Raw genomic sequence first — 13,714 nt, forward strand, 5'->3', positions numbered from 1 at the left:
ATGGGCAGCGAGCATATCGACGAGGTTTCGGGCATCTCGACGACCGGCCATGAGTGGGACGGCATCAAGGAACTCAACAACCCGCTTCCGCGCTGGTGGGTCATCACCTTCTACATCACCATTGCCTGGGCGATCGGCTACACCGTCGTCTATCCGGCATGGCCGATGCTGACTTCCGCGACCAGGGGTGTGCTGGGGTATTCGAGCCGCAAAGACGTCAAGAATGAACTGGCGGCGGCCGAAGTGGCCAAGGACAAATATGTCGCTGCCATTCAGGCGAAGACCGTCTCCGAGATTACTGCCGACGATACGCTACGCGAATTCGCGGTCGCCGCAGGTGGCGCCGCGTTCAAGGTCAATTGCGTGCAGTGCCATGGCTCGGGCGCTCAAGGGTCCAAGGGTTTTCCCAACCTAAACGACGACGATTGGCTGTGGGGTGGCAACGCCGAACAGATCCAGCAGACGATTGCGCACGGCATCCGCTTCGCATCAGACCCGGATACGCGCCTGTCGGAAATGCCTGCTTTTGGCGACATCATCACGACGGATCAGATCAAGCAGGTCGGCGCCTATGTCGCAAGCCTCTCCGATCCTGTTCAGGACACAAGCCTGATCGAACTCGGCGCCAATGTTTTCGCCGAGAATTGTGCGGCCTGTCATGGTGAGAATGCAAAGGGCAACAGGGAGCTCGGCGCACCCGACCTGACCGACGCGATCTGGCTTTACGGGTCTGGCGAAACAGCCATCGCCGCGCAGGTCCGCGCCCCGAGGCATGGCGTCATGCCGGCCTGGATCGGGCGTCTCGGCGAGATCAAGGTCAAGGAACTCGCGGTCTATGTCCATTCGCTTGGCGGCGGAGAATAGGAACGCAAGCCTATTCTCGTCCTCCCCCCAACCGCCAAGCGACGAGGCCCGGCGCGAGCCGGGCCTCGGCATCATCCAGAAACCGATGGGTCGGGCTTCCGGCGAAATCGTCGCTGGTGACTGGAGCTTCTCGTGCTCGATAACACGCAAATAGAACGGCTCGAAGCCGATGCGGTCAACTCCGCCAAGACCCGTCAGCCGCTCTATGCCGGACGCAAGAAGATCTTCCCGAACCGGGCCTCTGGCAGTTTCCGCCGCTTCAAGTGGTCGGTGATGGCAATCACGCTGGGGATCTACTACCTGACCCCCTGGCTGCGGTGGGATCGCGGGCCATTTGCCCCTGACCAGGCCGTGCTGGTCGATCTTGCCAACCGCCGCTTCTACTTCTTCTTCATCGAGATATGGCCGCAGGAATTCTACTACGTCGCCGGCCTGCTGGTCATGGCCGGTGTCGGCCTTTTCCTGATCACATCCACCGTCGGCCGGGCCTGGTGCGGCTATACCTGCCCGCAGACCGTGTGGGTCGATCTGTTTCTGGTCGTCGAGCGAGCCATCGAGGGCGACCGCAACGCGCGCATCAAGCTCGATGCCGGTCCCTGGACTGCGCGCAAACTCGTGCTGCGAACATCGAAAGACGCCATTTGGCTGGTCATAGGGGTGCTGACCGGCGGCGCCTGGATTTTCTATTTCGCCGATGCGCCGACGCTGCTTGGGGAACTCTTCACCGGCACCGCCGCCCCCGTCGCCTACATCACCGTGTCCGTGCTGACGGCGACGACCTATACGTTCGGCGGGCTGATGCGCGAGCAGGTCTGCACCTACATGTGCCCATGGCCGCGCATCCAGGCGGCCATGCTCGACGAGAATTCCCTCACCGTCACCTATAATGACTGGCGCGGCGAACCGCGCTCGCGTCACGCCAAGAGGGTCCTTGCCGCCGGGCAGCCCGTCGGCGACTGCGTCGACTGCAATGGCTGTGTCGCGGTGTGCCCGATGGGGATCGACATTCGTGATGGCCAGCAGCTTGAATGCATCACCTGCGCGCTCTGCATCGATACCTGTGACGGTATCATGGACAAGCTCGGCAGGGAGCGCGGACTGATTTCCTATGCGACGCTGGCCGACTACAACGCCAACATGATGCTGGCGACCCCGGGCGGCTCCGGTTCAGTCAACCCGTCACTGGTCAGGAGCGCTGACGGCCTGTTCTCCGACAAGGTGGCCCGTTTCCATATCCGCAAGATCTTTCGCCCGCGCACCTTCATCTACATGGGCGCCTGGTCGGCGGTCGGTCTCGCGCTGCTATATTCGCTGCTGACCCGCGAACGGCTCGAATTGAATGTCCTGCACGATCGAAACCCGCAGTTCGTGACGCTGTCCGACGGTTCGATCCGCAACGGCTACACCGTCAAGCTGCTCAACATGATCCCCGAACCAAGAACGATCATTGTCACGATGCAGGGCCTGCATGGAGCCGAAATGAGCGTTGTCGGCATCGACCTGCCGGCGGATCGCTCCTTCGCCATCCCGGTCGAACCTGACCGGCTGAAGATGCTCAAGGTTTTCGTGCGTCAGCCGGCAGATCAGGTTCGAGGTGCAGCGCAAAGCTTCAAGTTCCGGGTCGAAAACAAGGCAACGTTCGAGTCGGACGAATACACGGCCACTTTCAACGCACCGGAGATCGCCAGATGAGCGACACCTCGCGACAATCCCGCGAATTCACCGGCAGGCATATGCTGTTCACCATCCTTGGCTTCTTCGGCTTGGTCATAGCGGTCAATCTGACGATGGCGACGCTCGCCAACACGAGCTGGACCGGCCTTGTCGTCGAAAACACCTATGTGGCGAGCCAGCAATTCAACAAAAAGGCCGAGCAAGGGCGAGCTCAGGCAGCCCTCGGCTGGACTGGCAAACTGACCATCGCAGGCGGTGAGGTCCGCTACAGCCTCACCGATGCTGGCGGCAAGACGGTTGCCGTGCATGGCGTCAAGGTGCTGTTTCGTCATCCCGCCTACGAGGCCGAGGACAAATCCGTCACTCTTGCAGCTGCCTCCGGTCAGATATTCGCCGCGCACCACATCCCCAAGGATGGCGTCTGGATCGTCGAAATCGACGCCCATGCGAGCCTTGCGGAACCCTATCGCGACGTTCGCCGGATCGTGATTTCCCACGGGGCGCTGCAATGAGCTGCTGCGCGCCAGGCGCCGAAATGGCATTGGACCTGGAAAAGGTCACACTGGTCCTGCCTTCTGGCCAGGAAATCAGACTGGCGAGCCGCTCGATTGGCGAAAATCTTCGCCAGACCGACCTCTCGGTGCCGGCTGTGCATTGTGCCGCCTGCATCCAGACGATCGAGACGGCGATCGGCAAGCTGGATCGCGTCGAAGGCGCTCGTGTCAATCTTTCGACGAAACGTGTTTCGGTCCGGTGGCGCGGCGAGGAGGTTCCGCCATTCGTCGCCACACTTGGACGGCTGGGCTATGGCGCGCACCTGTTCGATCCCGAGGCTGACGGGAAGGACAAGATGCTCTCGGAACTGATCCGCGCCGTCGCGGTCGCCGGCTTTGCGGCGGGCAACATCATGCTGCTATCAGTCTCCGTCTGGTCCGGCGCGCAAGGCGCGACCCGCGACCTGTTCCATTGGGTCTCTGCCTTGATTGCCATTCCTGCGCTCGCTTTCGCCGGCGGCATCTATTTTCGCTCGGCCTGGAATGCGCTGCGCCACAGCCGCATCAACATGGACGTGCCGATCGCGGTCGGGGTAGCGCTCGCTTACGCCATGAGCCTCTACGAGACGATCAGCCATGGCGACCATGCTTATTTCGACGCGTCGGTGTCGCTGCTGTTCTTTCTGCTGATCGGCCGCACGCTGGATCACGTGATGCGGGAACGGGCACGGACGGCCGTGAACGGACTGGCTCGGCTGGCGGCGCGCGGCGCCATGGTGCTGCGCGAGGACGGTTCGCGCGACTACTTGCCGGTTGGCGAGATCGAACCGGGAATGGAGCTCTTGATCGCGGCCGGCGAGAGGGTGCCCATCGACGGCAGGATCATTGGCGGGGCGTCGGATCTCGACTGTTCCCTGGTTTCCGGGGAAAGCACGCCCAGAACGGTGGGCCCGGGGGCGCAGGTCCAGGCCGGTACACTCAATCTCACCGGTCCACTGACCATCGAGGCGACGGCCGCCGCGAAGGATTCCTTCCTGGCCGAAATCGTTCGGCTGATGGAAGCGGCAGAGGGCGGCCGCGCCCGCCATCGCAGGATCGCCGATCGCGTCTCCGCGCTCTATGCCCCCGTGGTCCACCTCACCGCCTTTGTGACGTTCCTCGGCTGGATGGCGGCGACCGGCGACTGGCACCGGGCAATAACAATCGCGATCGCCGTTTTGATCATTACATGCCCGTGTGCGCTCGGTCTCGCCGTGCCGATCGTGCAGGTGGTCGCTGCGCGGCGGCTGTTTGAAAGCGGCGTCATGGTCAGGGACGGCTCCGCCATGGAGCGCCTGGCGGGGATCGACACGGCATTGTTCGACAAAACCGGCACGCTTACGCTCGGACTGCCCAGGCTGATCAATGCGCCGTCCATCGATCCGACGATGCTCGCCATGGCGGCCGAGATGGCAGCGCATTCCCGCCATCCCTTTTCGAAGGCAATCGCTGGCAATGCAGCCTTTGCCGGCCAGCCGAAACTCGCGTCCGTCAGCGAGCATCCGGGCTTCGGCATCGAAGCCATCGCCGAGGGCAGTACCTGGCGGCTGGGTCGCCGCGGATGGCGTGAGTGGAAAGCCCGGACCGGCGGCGAAGGCAAACAAGGCTATGGCGGAACCGTTCTGACGAAGGACGGGGTCATTGTCGCGACTTTCGATTTCGAGGATGAGCTGCGTGCCGATGCCAAGGCGGCCATCGAGCAACTGAACGGCGCCGGCGTGTCGGTGGAGATGCTGTCGGGCGACACAGAAGCTGCCTGCGGCGAAGTCGCGGAAGCACTGGGCGTCGAGCGCTTCGTTCCCGCGTTGCTTCCCTCCGGGAAGGTCGAACACGTCGAAGCATTGACGCGAACTGGCCACAAGGTGCTGATGGTCGGCGATGGGCTCAACGACACGCCTGCATTGGGCGCCGCACACGTTTCGATAGCTCCCGCCACGGCGGCGGATATCGGTCGCAACGCCGCGGATTTCGTGTTCCTGCGTAAAAGTCTTCTGGCGGTCCCACTTGCTTTAGACATTTCGCGGAAGGCCGGACGGCTGATCCGGCAGAACATCGCCATCGCGATCGTTTACAATGGCATCGCCGTGCCGGTCGCCATTCTGGGGCACGTTACGCCACTGATCGCGGCGGTCGCGATGTCCGCCTCGTCCCTCCTGGTCATCGGCAATGCGCTACGCCTGCAAGGTTTCGTGTCAAATGCATCGGTGCAAGATGCCCGACATGACAGGCGCTCCGACATTGGCGCACTGGCACAATCCTCATGACGACGCTCGCCTACCTCATACCTGTGGCCCTGTTCCTCGGAGCGCTTGGGCTGGCGGGGTTCCTGTGGGCCTTGAGGAGCGGCCAATATGAAGATCTCGATGGCGCCGCGGAGCGGATCCTGATCGACCGCGACGAGCCACGCAGTTGACCCAGCCTGCCCTGCGAGGACTCGCTCGAATATTTTCCGCGGTTGCTTCGCGTCATGCCGATTTCGGCGCGCGACGGGTGCGAATGGATCAGCCAGAATACGTTGCCGAACTTTCGGCCAGGAAAGGGCCGCACCGAACGGGAAGCCGGCCATTCCATGATGACCTGACCAGACCATGGTGTGGCGGTCGACCAGTCGACCGTGAACCCGCCGTTGCCGCGTTTATCGAGCCTGGTTGATCCACATCAGGGTTATCTCTTCATCGGCATGGTTTCATTGAGCATTTTTGAACGGAGAACGGATGTCTAACGGACGGTTAGGTCGCGTGGAGACGCTTGGGGAGATGAGCCGCAAACCGTGGATCGATTGCGATGCGTTCCAGTGCCCTTCGTCGCAGATAGCCGACGCAATGGCGGCACGCTGATGGCCGGCTCTGTCGATAGATTCGACGTTATTGTGGTCGGAGCCGGGCCGGTCGGACTTTCCTTCGCCGCGTCGCTTGCCCAGAGCCGACTCAAGGTGGCAGTGGTTGAACGGCAGTCGCTCGAAAGCCTGGCGAATCCGGCTTTCGACGGTCGTGAGATCGCGCTGACCCACGCATCGGTTGGAATCCTTCGCGAGCTCGGCGCCTGGGATGCCATCCCCGCTTCGGACAAATCACCGCTACAAGGCGCGCGCGTGCTCAACGGATCGAGCCCTTTCGCCCTGAGCTTCGATTCTCCCAGCGGATCTGGGGAACCACTCGGAATTCTGGTCCCAAATTGTCGGATCCGCGACGCCCTGTTCAAGCTTGTCCACTTCCAGGATCATGCCCAGCTGCTGTGCGGCCGCTCGGTCGTCAATGCAACAACCAGCCACAAAGAAGCAGTCATAACGCTCTCTGATGGCAGGCAATTGGCCGCTCGGCTGCTCGTTGCAGCGGATTCGCGTTTGTCCGCGACGCGCGACCTGCTCGGCATTGGCGCCGACATCAATCGGCTTGGCAACTCCATGCTGATTTGCCGAGTGAGGCACGAGCGCGCCCATCACCAGATCGCGGTCGAATGGTTCGATCACCATCAGACGATAGCGATGTTGCCGCTCATGGAAGGCGTGTCGTCGCTGCTTCTCACGTTGCGCTCAAGCGAGGCCGACAGACTGCTTGCTCTCGACGACGATTTGTTCCTCATGGAATCGACGAGCCGGTGTCGAGGACGCTTCGGAGAGATGACCTTGGCAAGCACCCGCCATGCCTATCCGCTGGTCACGACCTGGGCGCACAAGTTCTGGGCTCCGAGTGCGGCACTGATCGGCGATGCTGCCCTCGGCATGCACCCGGTGACCGCGCATGGCTTCAACATCGGCCTCAGTGGCCAGAAGCAACTCGCCGATAGAATCCTGGCGGCATGTCGCGAGCGCCGCGACATTGCTGATCCCGACATGCTCGGCAGATACGAAAGCCGGCTGCGTCTGTCGGCGGCACCGCTCTATCATGCTACGAATGCACTTGTCGCTCTCTACTCAGGCGAGCACCCGGCGGCACGGCTTGCAAGACATGCAGGGCTTCGCTTTGCCCAATATCTTCCCTTTATCCGCCATGGCATTTCGGCCATGCTCAGGCGGTGAATCGCAGGCAGCGCTGCCGCTCTGGAACGCTATCTCGGCCCGGCTTCCTTTTGTCTCGCCGGGCGCGTTGATGCCGTTGGTAGGGCTGCTTCCATGGTGACGTTGCCGATCCTGGGATGATTCGGATCAAGGCACGCGTGCGGGCAAGAGCTCGATGGTCAGACGGCAAGGCCAAGAGGCAGACGTGCGCCCCGAAGACATGGTGAGCACACTGGTTATCCCCGCTGGATAGTTAACCCGTCCTTCAGTGGGCCTGCGTAGGCTTGTCCTCGCGAACAACGATGGGAGCAAGCTGGTCCGTCCATGGCCCCGAAGAATGAAGACACGCTGGAGGCCAAAATCCGTCAGGATCAGCTTGCTGACCTGAGGGCCGGCCTCTTCGTGTCGATGCCGATAAGCGCTATCCTGTCAGGCCTGATTTGGGCGGTGCACGCCCTTTCTGGCAGCGGCTTTGCAGCTGCAATCTGGTTCCTGGTCGTCAATGCGATAAATGCCGCCCGCCTTGCACTCGCGCGTTATCAGCTAAAGGAAACGGGGCGCCATGACGGATTAGTGGGGGTTTTGCCGCGGCTTCGCTGGTTTGGCATCCTTGCTCTTCTGGCAGGGTTTGCCTGGTCCTTCCTGGCCGTCCTGACTGTTGGATACACGACACCTCAAGCACCGCTGCATCTGGTCATTCTGGCGGGCATTTCAGCTGGTGCGGTTACATACGGCAGTTCGTATGCCGCGGCGGCGATCAACTTCATCACACCTCCGCTCCTCATCACGGTGGGTTGCCTTTTGGCGAAAGGCAATTTTGAAGACTACATTCTGGCTTTTACCGTTCTGCTCTTCATGGGCGGCTTGGTTCGAGCTTCGTTTGTTGGGCAAGCACGGTTCCGCGAAGCGAGCCGCCTGAGGCATGAGGCCGAGCGGCTTGCGGCGGAGATGAAGGCCAGTTCCAGGCAGGACCACCTGACGGCCCTTCTCAACAGGCGTGGCCTCGAAGACGCTATCGGACGGTTCGAGACCGCGGATGGCCCCTTCGTGGCAATGCTGGTTGACCTGGACGGGTTCAAATCCGTCAACGATACCTACGGTCACAGGACCGGTGATGAACTGCTTGTCAGGATCGCCCGCCGCATAGAGGAGGAAGCACCGGAAGGCTCAACGCTCGCTCGTATCGGCGGCGATGAGTTCGTGCTGTTTTTTCCCTCAACGAGGGTTTCGCTTTCTGCCAATGATCTCGCCTCCAATATCATAGCAAAAATTGCCCGCCCCTATCGGGAGGTCGCGTCCGTCCGGGTCGGGGCATCAATAGGAATATACCTGGCGGAAAGCCCGGGCCTGACCGAAATGTTGTTGCGGGCGGATATCGCCCTTTACACGGCCAAGCGTCGTGGCAGGAACGAATTTTGCCTGTTCGATGCCGAACTCGACAGGGAACTGCAACGCCGCCAGTCCGTCGAACGGGACCTTCATTCGGCGATAAAGACGAGAAGCTTGCAACCTTGGTTCCAGCCGATCGTGAAACTCGACACCGAGGCCGTGGTCGGTTTTGAAGCCTTGCTGAGGTGGTCCCATCCGACTCATGGTGCCATCTCTCCACCCGAAATCATCACAGCTGCACGCGAAACCGGAATGCTTCAGCTGCTGACGCAAACCGTCTTCGCCGACTGTTGTGCTTTTATCGACGGCTTGGTGAAAGCTGACTGTCGTGATTTCCGTGTGGCGATGAATGTTTCGCCGCGCGAACTGGAAGCCGGCGATATCGACGACTTGGTTTTGGATGGTCTGGCGGCAAAAGGCCTCCCTGCAACGATGTTCGAAATCGAGATTACCGAAGAATCCCCGGTGGACCCGGACAGAGTGGATGAAAAGCTCGGACGGCTTTCACATGCGGGCATTTCCATCGCGCTCGATGACTTCGGCACCGGCTTTTCTACGTTGGCATCGCTCAAGGACAGTCGGATACGCAAGGTCAAAATAGACCAGGGCTTCATTCGCGGCTTGGCCAAGTCCCGAGAGGACCGACTGCTTGTCAAATCGGTCATCGATCTCGGTAACATGCTCGGGATCGAGGTCATGGCCGAGGGCGTCGAAACAGAGGCGGATCGGCAAACCCTGCACAAGCTTGGCTGCCGAACCGCTCAAGGCTTCCTGTTCTCCAAGGCTGTGCCTCTGAGCCAAGCACTGGAAATGGCAGTCAAACAGCACGCGAACCAGTTGTGACCGCTCCCGCCGCGCCGTCTCTCGCGGCCGTGCGCTCATGAGTGACGGGTATCTGAACGTCCTTGTTTGAAGAGCATGACAGTCCGTGCTGTGCGTCAGCCGGCGAACAGTTCCTTGTAGCCGGTCGTCACCATCCAGTTCGCCCGGTCGATATGGCTGCGAAGAGCCTTGCGGGCGCGGACCGGTTCAAGGGCCGGGTCGATGCCTAGAATGAGATCGGCCATCTCCTCTTCGCTGGCATTGTCGGCGCAGGCATCCAGGATCCGCAGGTAGATCGTGAAATGCTGCCTGTCGTAGCTCGTGAGGTTCTCCGACCAGGGGACTTCGTCGCACAGAGTTGAGTTTCGAGTCTCATCTGTTCCCATTGATCGATTCATGCCTGTTGCGAGCCTCGGCTGTTGAGCGCTGGATGCAACGCAGCATATCCCAAAATGGGATAATCCGAAACCGGGATTAGTCGCTGATCCGGTCTTTACCCGACCGGTTCGCCTACATGCCCAAATCTCTTCGCTCGCCCCGCCACCAGCGGTTTCTGGCCCAGCTGGTTTCCCTGCGCAAGGCCAAAGGCCTGACTCAGGCGCAGGTGGCCGAGAAGCTTGATCGTCCCCAATCCTTCGTGGCCAAGTACGAGGGTGGAGAGCGGCGTCTCGATGTCATCGAGTTTCTCGACTTAACTGCGGCGCTTGACGCTGATCCGTGCGAGATTCTGTCCAGCCTGCGGGCTAACGGGCGCCTGCGCGTCTGACGGCTCGCGCCGGTGCCGTGAACCGAGCGCGCTTTTCTTCGGCAAGCTGCCATTCCGCTGCGGGTGGGTCTTTACCAAGCCATGCCGATATAGGATGATAATCCTAGGTGGGGCGATTCCTCAACGGAGATCGCAATGGCTAGGACCAAACTTTCCAGGCAGCTTTCACAGGCTGAAATCGAGCGCTTTCTCGCGGAGGCGGAACGGCTGCACCAGAGCATCGTCCAGCCGCTTCTATCACCTACCAGCAACCATTACCGGGCTCTCCAACGCACCCATGAAGCGCTGTTGAAGACGGTGAAGGATATCACCGGTAAGGATGCGCCGTTCATTCAATGGTTCGGAACAGGACCGGTGAATTAGACCAGACTTATAGACTCCAGGCTGCAAACGTCGCATTCTCTCTTCGGGGAGAAGGGGCGTGGGCAACCATCGCTATCAAGACAATCGGTACAACCGTCGCAGGTATGGCGAGCGCCATCGTTCGAAGGACGCTCCGTTGTGGGCAAAGATCGTTGCTGGTGGAACAATCCTGGCTGGCTTTCTTGCCTTCGAAATCGGCCCTGCCGCTCTCGGCTGCAACATCAAAGCCAATATCAGCTACAACACGGGCGAGCGCATCTATCATGTTCCCGGACAGGAATATTACTGGGAGACGCGCATCAACCTGTTGAAAGGCGAGCGCTGGTTTTGTTCGGAGGAAGCCGCGCGCAAGGCTGGGTGGCGGAAGTCTCGGGTCTGAGCGTCCGTGGTAAATGCTTGCGAAAATGCTGCATCGCACATGTTTTCGGTGCAGCATTCATTTGAAGTATTTATCGCGATCCGTTCGAAAAATCTGTCCAGCCTGCCGTCCTGGCGGGCGCCCGCGCGCCTGACGACGCGCACCAGGTGCTCGTGAACCGAGCCCGCTTTTCTTCGGCAAGCTCAGGCGGTCTCGGCCATTCGGCTTCGCCCCTTGGCGTGGGCAGCCCTTCGGGCTGAGACGGCCGCCGCCCTTGCGGGCGGCGCGGTTTGTCTGTTGGCCTTTCCCGGTGGCGCGGGGTGGGCGGCACTCCCTTCTAGGCCCGCCGCGGCATCCCGCAACCCTTCGCATCCCGCTCAGGGTCCTCCTCTTCGTTCCGGTCCTTCGGATGCGGTCCGCCTCCCACGGCGGGCCTTTCCGGTCGTGACTCGCCGCCCACCCCGCTTCCGGGGAAAGGCGCGGCGATTGGCGAGCGGAGGATGAGACGATGCATGCAAACAGCAAGCGTTGTGCCAGCACAGAGGCTGGCGCAGGCAAGGGCGGGCGCCCGGGCGCCAGCCTTTATCAGGAGATCACCGACCGCATCATTGCCGAGCTGGAGCGCGGCACCGTGCCATGGGTCAAGCCATGGGGCAGCGCAAAGGCAGGCCTTGGCCTGCCGAGGAATGCATCCTCTGGGCGCACCTATTCCGGCATCAATATCCTCATCCTGTGGGGCGCGGTCATCGAGCGCAGCTATCCCAGCCAGAACTGGCTCACCTTCCGGCAGGCGCTCGTCCTTGGCGGCAACGTCAGGAAGGGCGAGCGCGGCACGACCATCGTGCATGCCGACCGCTTTGTCCCCAAGGACGAGAAGGAGCGCGCACGCCACGAGGGCGATGAACCACAGGCCGTGCCTTTTTTGAAGCGCTTCACCGTCTTCAATGTCGCGCAGTGCGATAATCTTCCGGAAGACCTCTATGCCGCCGCCGAGCCGCTGCCTCAGTGCGAGATCGTGCCGCAGGCCGAGACGCTCATTCGCGCCAGCGGTGCGGATTTCAGAGTCGGCGGCGATCGCGCTTTCTACATGCCGGGCAGCGACCACATTCAGGTGCCGCCGCAGCCGGCGTTCCATCAGCAGATCGACTATTACCGGACCTGCTTTCACGAGCTTGGCCACTGGACCGGCCACCCGACGCGGCTTGCTCGCGACCTCTCCGGCTCGTTCGGCTCCAAGGCTTACGCGCGTGAAGAATTGGTCGCCGAAATCACTGCCGCCTTCGTCTGCAGCAATCTCGGTATCGAGCCGACCGTGCGTCATGCCGATTACATCGGCTCATGGCTGAAGGTGCTGCGCGAGGACAATCGCGCCATCTTCCGTGCCGCCAGTCTTGCTTCCAAGGCCGCCGATTTCCTGTTTGGCCTTCAGGCCGATGCCGAAGGCGAGGCGCACGAAGGGATTGCGGCATGACGATGCGCGATCCTCAACTGACCGCGAGCGAGCCGACGCCGCAAGGCGAGCAGATGCTCATTCCCGGTGTCCGGCCGATCACCACGCGCGATCGGCTCACCCTCCTGATGAACGCGCCGATGTGTCCGCGCGCGGCGCAAAAGCCGCTCGATATCGGCCTCTTCGATGAAGCCAGCAGAAATCAACTCGACCTGTTCTGACAAGGAGTCTTTCCATGATCCTGATCACCGATCCACTGCGCGCACGACTGCTCGCCAATGGCGCCGCCGAGGCCGACATCGACCATTTTCCCGTTGTGAAACTGTTTAATCCCTCAGGTGCCGCCACGTGGCTTTTGACCGAACTCGACGCCGATGGCGACACGCTGTTCGGCCTTTGCGATCTCGGCTTCGGCTTCCCCGAACTCGGCAGCGTCAGTCTGGCCGAGCTTGCATCCGTAAAAGGTCCGCTTGGCCTCGGCATCGAGCGCGACCTGCATTTCCAGGCGCGCTTTACGCTCTCCGTCTATGCCGAAGCCGCCCGCATGTGCGGCCACATCACCGAGGCCGAGCGACTTCTGCGGCAGGCAGCAGACGCCCTTTCAAAGCCCCATTCCGAGCTTCCGTCCGACACGGCGGAACAGCAGCGCCGATAGGCGCAAAAACCGTCCCGCCGCGCCGGCCTTCGGCCTCTGCGGCGGGGGACAACCTCAACCAAAGCGAAAGGAGAGTAACCATGCAGCTTGCCCACATTCCCTTGGATCAGCTCAACATTTGCGCGCTCAACATGCGCCATGGAAAACGCGCGCCCGACATATCCGACATCCTGCCCTCCGTGCGTGCGCGCGGCGTGCTGGTGCCTCTCCTTGTGCGGCCGAACGGCCAGCCGGAAACCTTCGAGATCGTCGCCGGCAGGCGGCGCTACTTCGCCGCGAAATCGCTTGCCGACGAGCGCGGCGAAGGCGATCCCTTGCCCTGCGCCATCATGGAGGACGGTGATGACGCCGATGCGCTGGAAGCTTCGCTGATCGAAAACCTCGCCCGCCTCGATCCTGACGAAGTATCGCAATGGGAGACGTTTTCGCGGCTCGCCAGGCAAGGCCGCACCGTTCCCGACATCGCTGCGACCTTCGGCATCACTGACCTCAAGGTCAAACGCATTCTGGCGCTTGGCGACCTCTTGCCCAAAATCCGCGAAGCCTATCGCCGCGAGGAGATCGACGCCGAGACGGTGCGCCATCTCACCATGGCGTCCAAGGCGCAGCAGAAGGACTGGCTGGCACTCTGTGCCGATCCCGATCAATACGCGCCGCGTGGCTTTCAATTGAAGCAATGGCTGTTCGGCGGCCAGTCGATTTCCACCAAGGTGGCGCTGTTTGCCATCGACGAATATCCCGGCCTGATCACCTCGGACCTGTTCGGCGAGGACAGCTATTTCGCCGATGCCGACCTGTTCTGGCAAAAGCAGAACGAAGCGATTGCCGCCAGACGCGACACCT

14 protein-coding genes and 1 pseudogene are annotated in these 13,714 nt (G+C 61.5%); 14 read left to right on the top strand and 1 reads right to left on the bottom strand.

Features of this window, described 5'->3' with window-relative positions; genetic code table 11:
• The 7 genes from ccoP to NKH23_RS12860 all read left to right on the top strand — a co-directional run bounded on the left by ccoP (position 1) and on the right by NKH23_RS12860 (position 9,300).
• Positions 1 to 864, top strand: coding sequence for a cytochrome-c oxidase, cbb3-type subunit III (gene ccoP, locus NKH23_RS12830; protein WP_352808466.1), 864 nt, complete (start codon positions 1 to 3; stop codon positions 862 to 864).
• Positions 865 to 996: 132 nt separating this feature from the next.
• Positions 997 to 2,556, top strand: coding sequence for a cytochrome c oxidase accessory protein CcoG (ccoG, locus tag NKH23_RS12835; RefSeq protein ID WP_353034747.1), 1,560 nt, complete (start codon positions 997 to 999; stop codon positions 2,554 to 2,556).
• Positions 2,553 to 3,050, top strand: a complete 498-nt coding sequence (locus NKH23_RS12840; RefSeq protein ID WP_353034749.1) for a FixH family protein — start codon at positions 2,553 to 2,555, stop codon at positions 3,048 to 3,050. Before ccoG ends, NKH23_RS12840 begins: the two co-directional genes overlap by 4 nt.
• Positions 3,047 to 5,335, top strand: a complete 2,289-nt coding sequence (locus tag NKH23_RS12845) for a cation-translocating P-type ATPase (protein WP_353034751.1) — start codon at positions 3,047 to 3,049, stop codon at positions 5,333 to 5,335. The genes NKH23_RS12840 and NKH23_RS12845 overlap by 4 nt, the downstream gene beginning before the upstream one ends.
• Positions 5,332 to 5,484, top strand: coding sequence for a cbb3-type cytochrome oxidase assembly protein CcoS (gene ccoS / locus NKH23_RS12850; RefSeq protein WP_023679633.1), 153 nt, complete (start codon positions 5,332 to 5,334; stop codon positions 5,482 to 5,484). The genes NKH23_RS12845 and ccoS overlap by 4 nt, the downstream gene beginning before the upstream one ends.
• 423 nt (positions 5,485 to 5,907) lie before the next feature.
• Positions 5,908 to 7,089, top strand: a complete 1,182-nt coding sequence (gene ubiM / locus NKH23_RS12855) for a 5-demethoxyubiquinol-8 5-hydroxylase UbiM (protein ID WP_352711153.1) — start codon at positions 5,908 to 5,910, stop codon at positions 7,087 to 7,089.
• A gap of 303 nt (positions 7,090 to 7,392) precedes the next feature.
• Positions 7,393 to 9,300, top strand: a complete 1,908-nt coding sequence (locus NKH23_RS12860) for a putative bifunctional diguanylate cyclase/phosphodiesterase (RefSeq protein ID WP_353034753.1) — start codon at positions 7,393 to 7,395, stop codon at positions 9,298 to 9,300.
• Between the two features lie 95 nt (positions 9,301 to 9,395).
• Here NKH23_RS12860 and NKH23_RS12865 read toward each other — a convergent pair whose 3' ends face one another.
• Positions 9,396 to 9,665 (bottom strand): DNA -binding domain-containing protein, encoded by a 270-nt coding sequence (locus tag NKH23_RS12865; protein WP_352756854.1) that lies wholly within the window; start codon positions 9,663 to 9,665, stop codon positions 9,396 to 9,398.
• 128 nt (positions 9,666 to 9,793) lie between these two features.
• On the opposite strand from NKH23_RS12865, the gene NKH23_RS12870 reads away from it, so the two are divergent.
• The 7 genes and pseudogenes from NKH23_RS12870 to NKH23_RS12900 all read left to right on the top strand — a co-directional run.
• Positions 9,794 to 10,045 carry a helix-turn-helix domain-containing protein gene (locus tag NKH23_RS12870; protein ID WP_023722035.1) on the top strand — a complete coding sequence of 84 codons (252 nt, stop codon included), beginning with the start codon at positions 9,794 to 9,796 and terminating at the stop codon, positions 10,043 to 10,045.
• 135 nt (positions 10,046 to 10,180) lie between these two features.
• Entirely contained in the window at positions 10,181 to 10,408 is a 228-nt protein-coding gene (locus NKH23_RS12875; protein WP_353034755.1) for a hypothetical protein, read from the top strand.
• A 58-nt stretch (positions 10,409 to 10,466) separates the two neighbouring features.
• Positions 10,467 to 10,787: a sunset domain-containing protein gene (locus tag NKH23_RS12880; protein ID WP_352707152.1), complete on the top strand. Its 321-nt coding sequence runs from the start codon at positions 10,467 to 10,469 to the stop codon at positions 10,785 to 10,787.
• Between the two features lie 487 nt (positions 10,788 to 11,274).
• Positions 11,275 to 12,237, top strand: coding sequence for an ArdC family protein (locus tag NKH23_RS12885; RefSeq protein WP_353034757.1), 963 nt, complete (start codon positions 11,275 to 11,277; stop codon positions 12,235 to 12,237).
• Complete coding sequence (locus NKH23_RS12890) at positions 12,234 to 12,437, top strand: hypothetical protein (RefSeq protein WP_352842612.1); 204 nt, start codon at positions 12,234 to 12,236, stop codon at positions 12,435 to 12,437. Before NKH23_RS12885 ends, NKH23_RS12890 begins: the two co-directional genes overlap by 4 nt.
• Positions 12,438 to 12,451: 14 nt before the next feature.
• The gene (locus tag NKH23_RS12895; RefSeq protein ID WP_352884895.1) at positions 12,452 to 12,871 is read left to right on the top strand and encodes a DUF2958 domain-containing protein; all 420 of its coding nucleotides are present in this window, start codon (positions 12,452 to 12,454) and stop codon (positions 12,869 to 12,871) included.
• A gap of 131 nt (positions 12,872 to 13,002) precedes the next feature.
• Positions 13,003 to 13,422, top strand: a pseudogene (locus tag NKH23_RS12900) (ParB/RepB/Spo0J family partition protein); the annotation flags it as partial.
• Positions 13,423 to 13,714 lie beyond the last annotated feature (292 nt).

Origin of the sequence: Mesorhizobium sp. M1328 (assembly GCF_040318075.1) — a bacterium.
In the GTDB taxonomy this organism is placed as follows: Bacteria; Pseudomonadota; Alphaproteobacteria; order Rhizobiales; family Rhizobiaceae; genus Mesorhizobium.

Excerpts from the sequence above, each read along its gene's own strand:
- ccoS (WP_023679633.1), top strand. The coding sequence starts at position 5,332 with ATGACGACGCTCGCCTACCTCATACCTGTGGCCCTGTTCCTCGGAGCG.
- NKH23_RS12840 (WP_353034749.1), top strand. The coding sequence starts at position 2,553 with ATGAGCGACACCTCGCGACAATCCCGCGAATTCACCGGCAGGCATATG.
- ubiM (WP_352711153.1), top strand. The coding sequence starts at position 5,908 with ATGGCCGGCTCTGTCGATAGATTCGACGTTATTGTGGTCGGAGCCGGG.
- NKH23_RS12865 (WP_352756854.1), bottom strand. The coding sequence starts at position 9,665 with ATGGGAACAGATGAGACTCGAAACTCAACTCTGTGCGACGAAGTCCCC.
- NKH23_RS12895 (WP_352884895.1), top strand. The coding sequence starts at position 12,452 with ATGATCCTGATCACCGATCCACTGCGCGCACGACTGCTCGCCAATGGC.
- NKH23_RS12885 (WP_353034757.1), top strand. The coding sequence starts at position 11,275 with ATGCATGCAAACAGCAAGCGTTGTGCCAGCACAGAGGCTGGCGCAGGC.
- NKH23_RS12845 (WP_353034751.1), top strand. The coding sequence starts at position 3,047 with ATGAGCTGCTGCGCGCCAGGCGCCGAAATGGCATTGGACCTGGAAAAG.
- NKH23_RS12870 (WP_023722035.1), top strand. The coding sequence starts at position 9,794 with ATGCCCAAATCTCTTCGCTCGCCCCGCCACCAGCGGTTTCTGGCCCAG.
- NKH23_RS12860 (WP_353034753.1), top strand. The coding sequence starts at position 7,393 with ATGGCCCCGAAGAATGAAGACACGCTGGAGGCCAAAATCCGTCAGGAT.
- ccoP (WP_352808466.1), top strand. The coding sequence starts at position 1 with ATGGGCAGCGAGCATATCGACGAGGTTTCGGGCATCTCGACGACCGGC.
- NKH23_RS12890 (WP_352842612.1), top strand. The coding sequence starts at position 12,234 with ATGACGATGCGCGATCCTCAACTGACCGCGAGCGAGCCGACGCCGCAA.
- NKH23_RS12875 (WP_353034755.1), top strand. The coding sequence starts at position 10,181 with ATGGCTAGGACCAAACTTTCCAGGCAGCTTTCACAGGCTGAAATCGAG.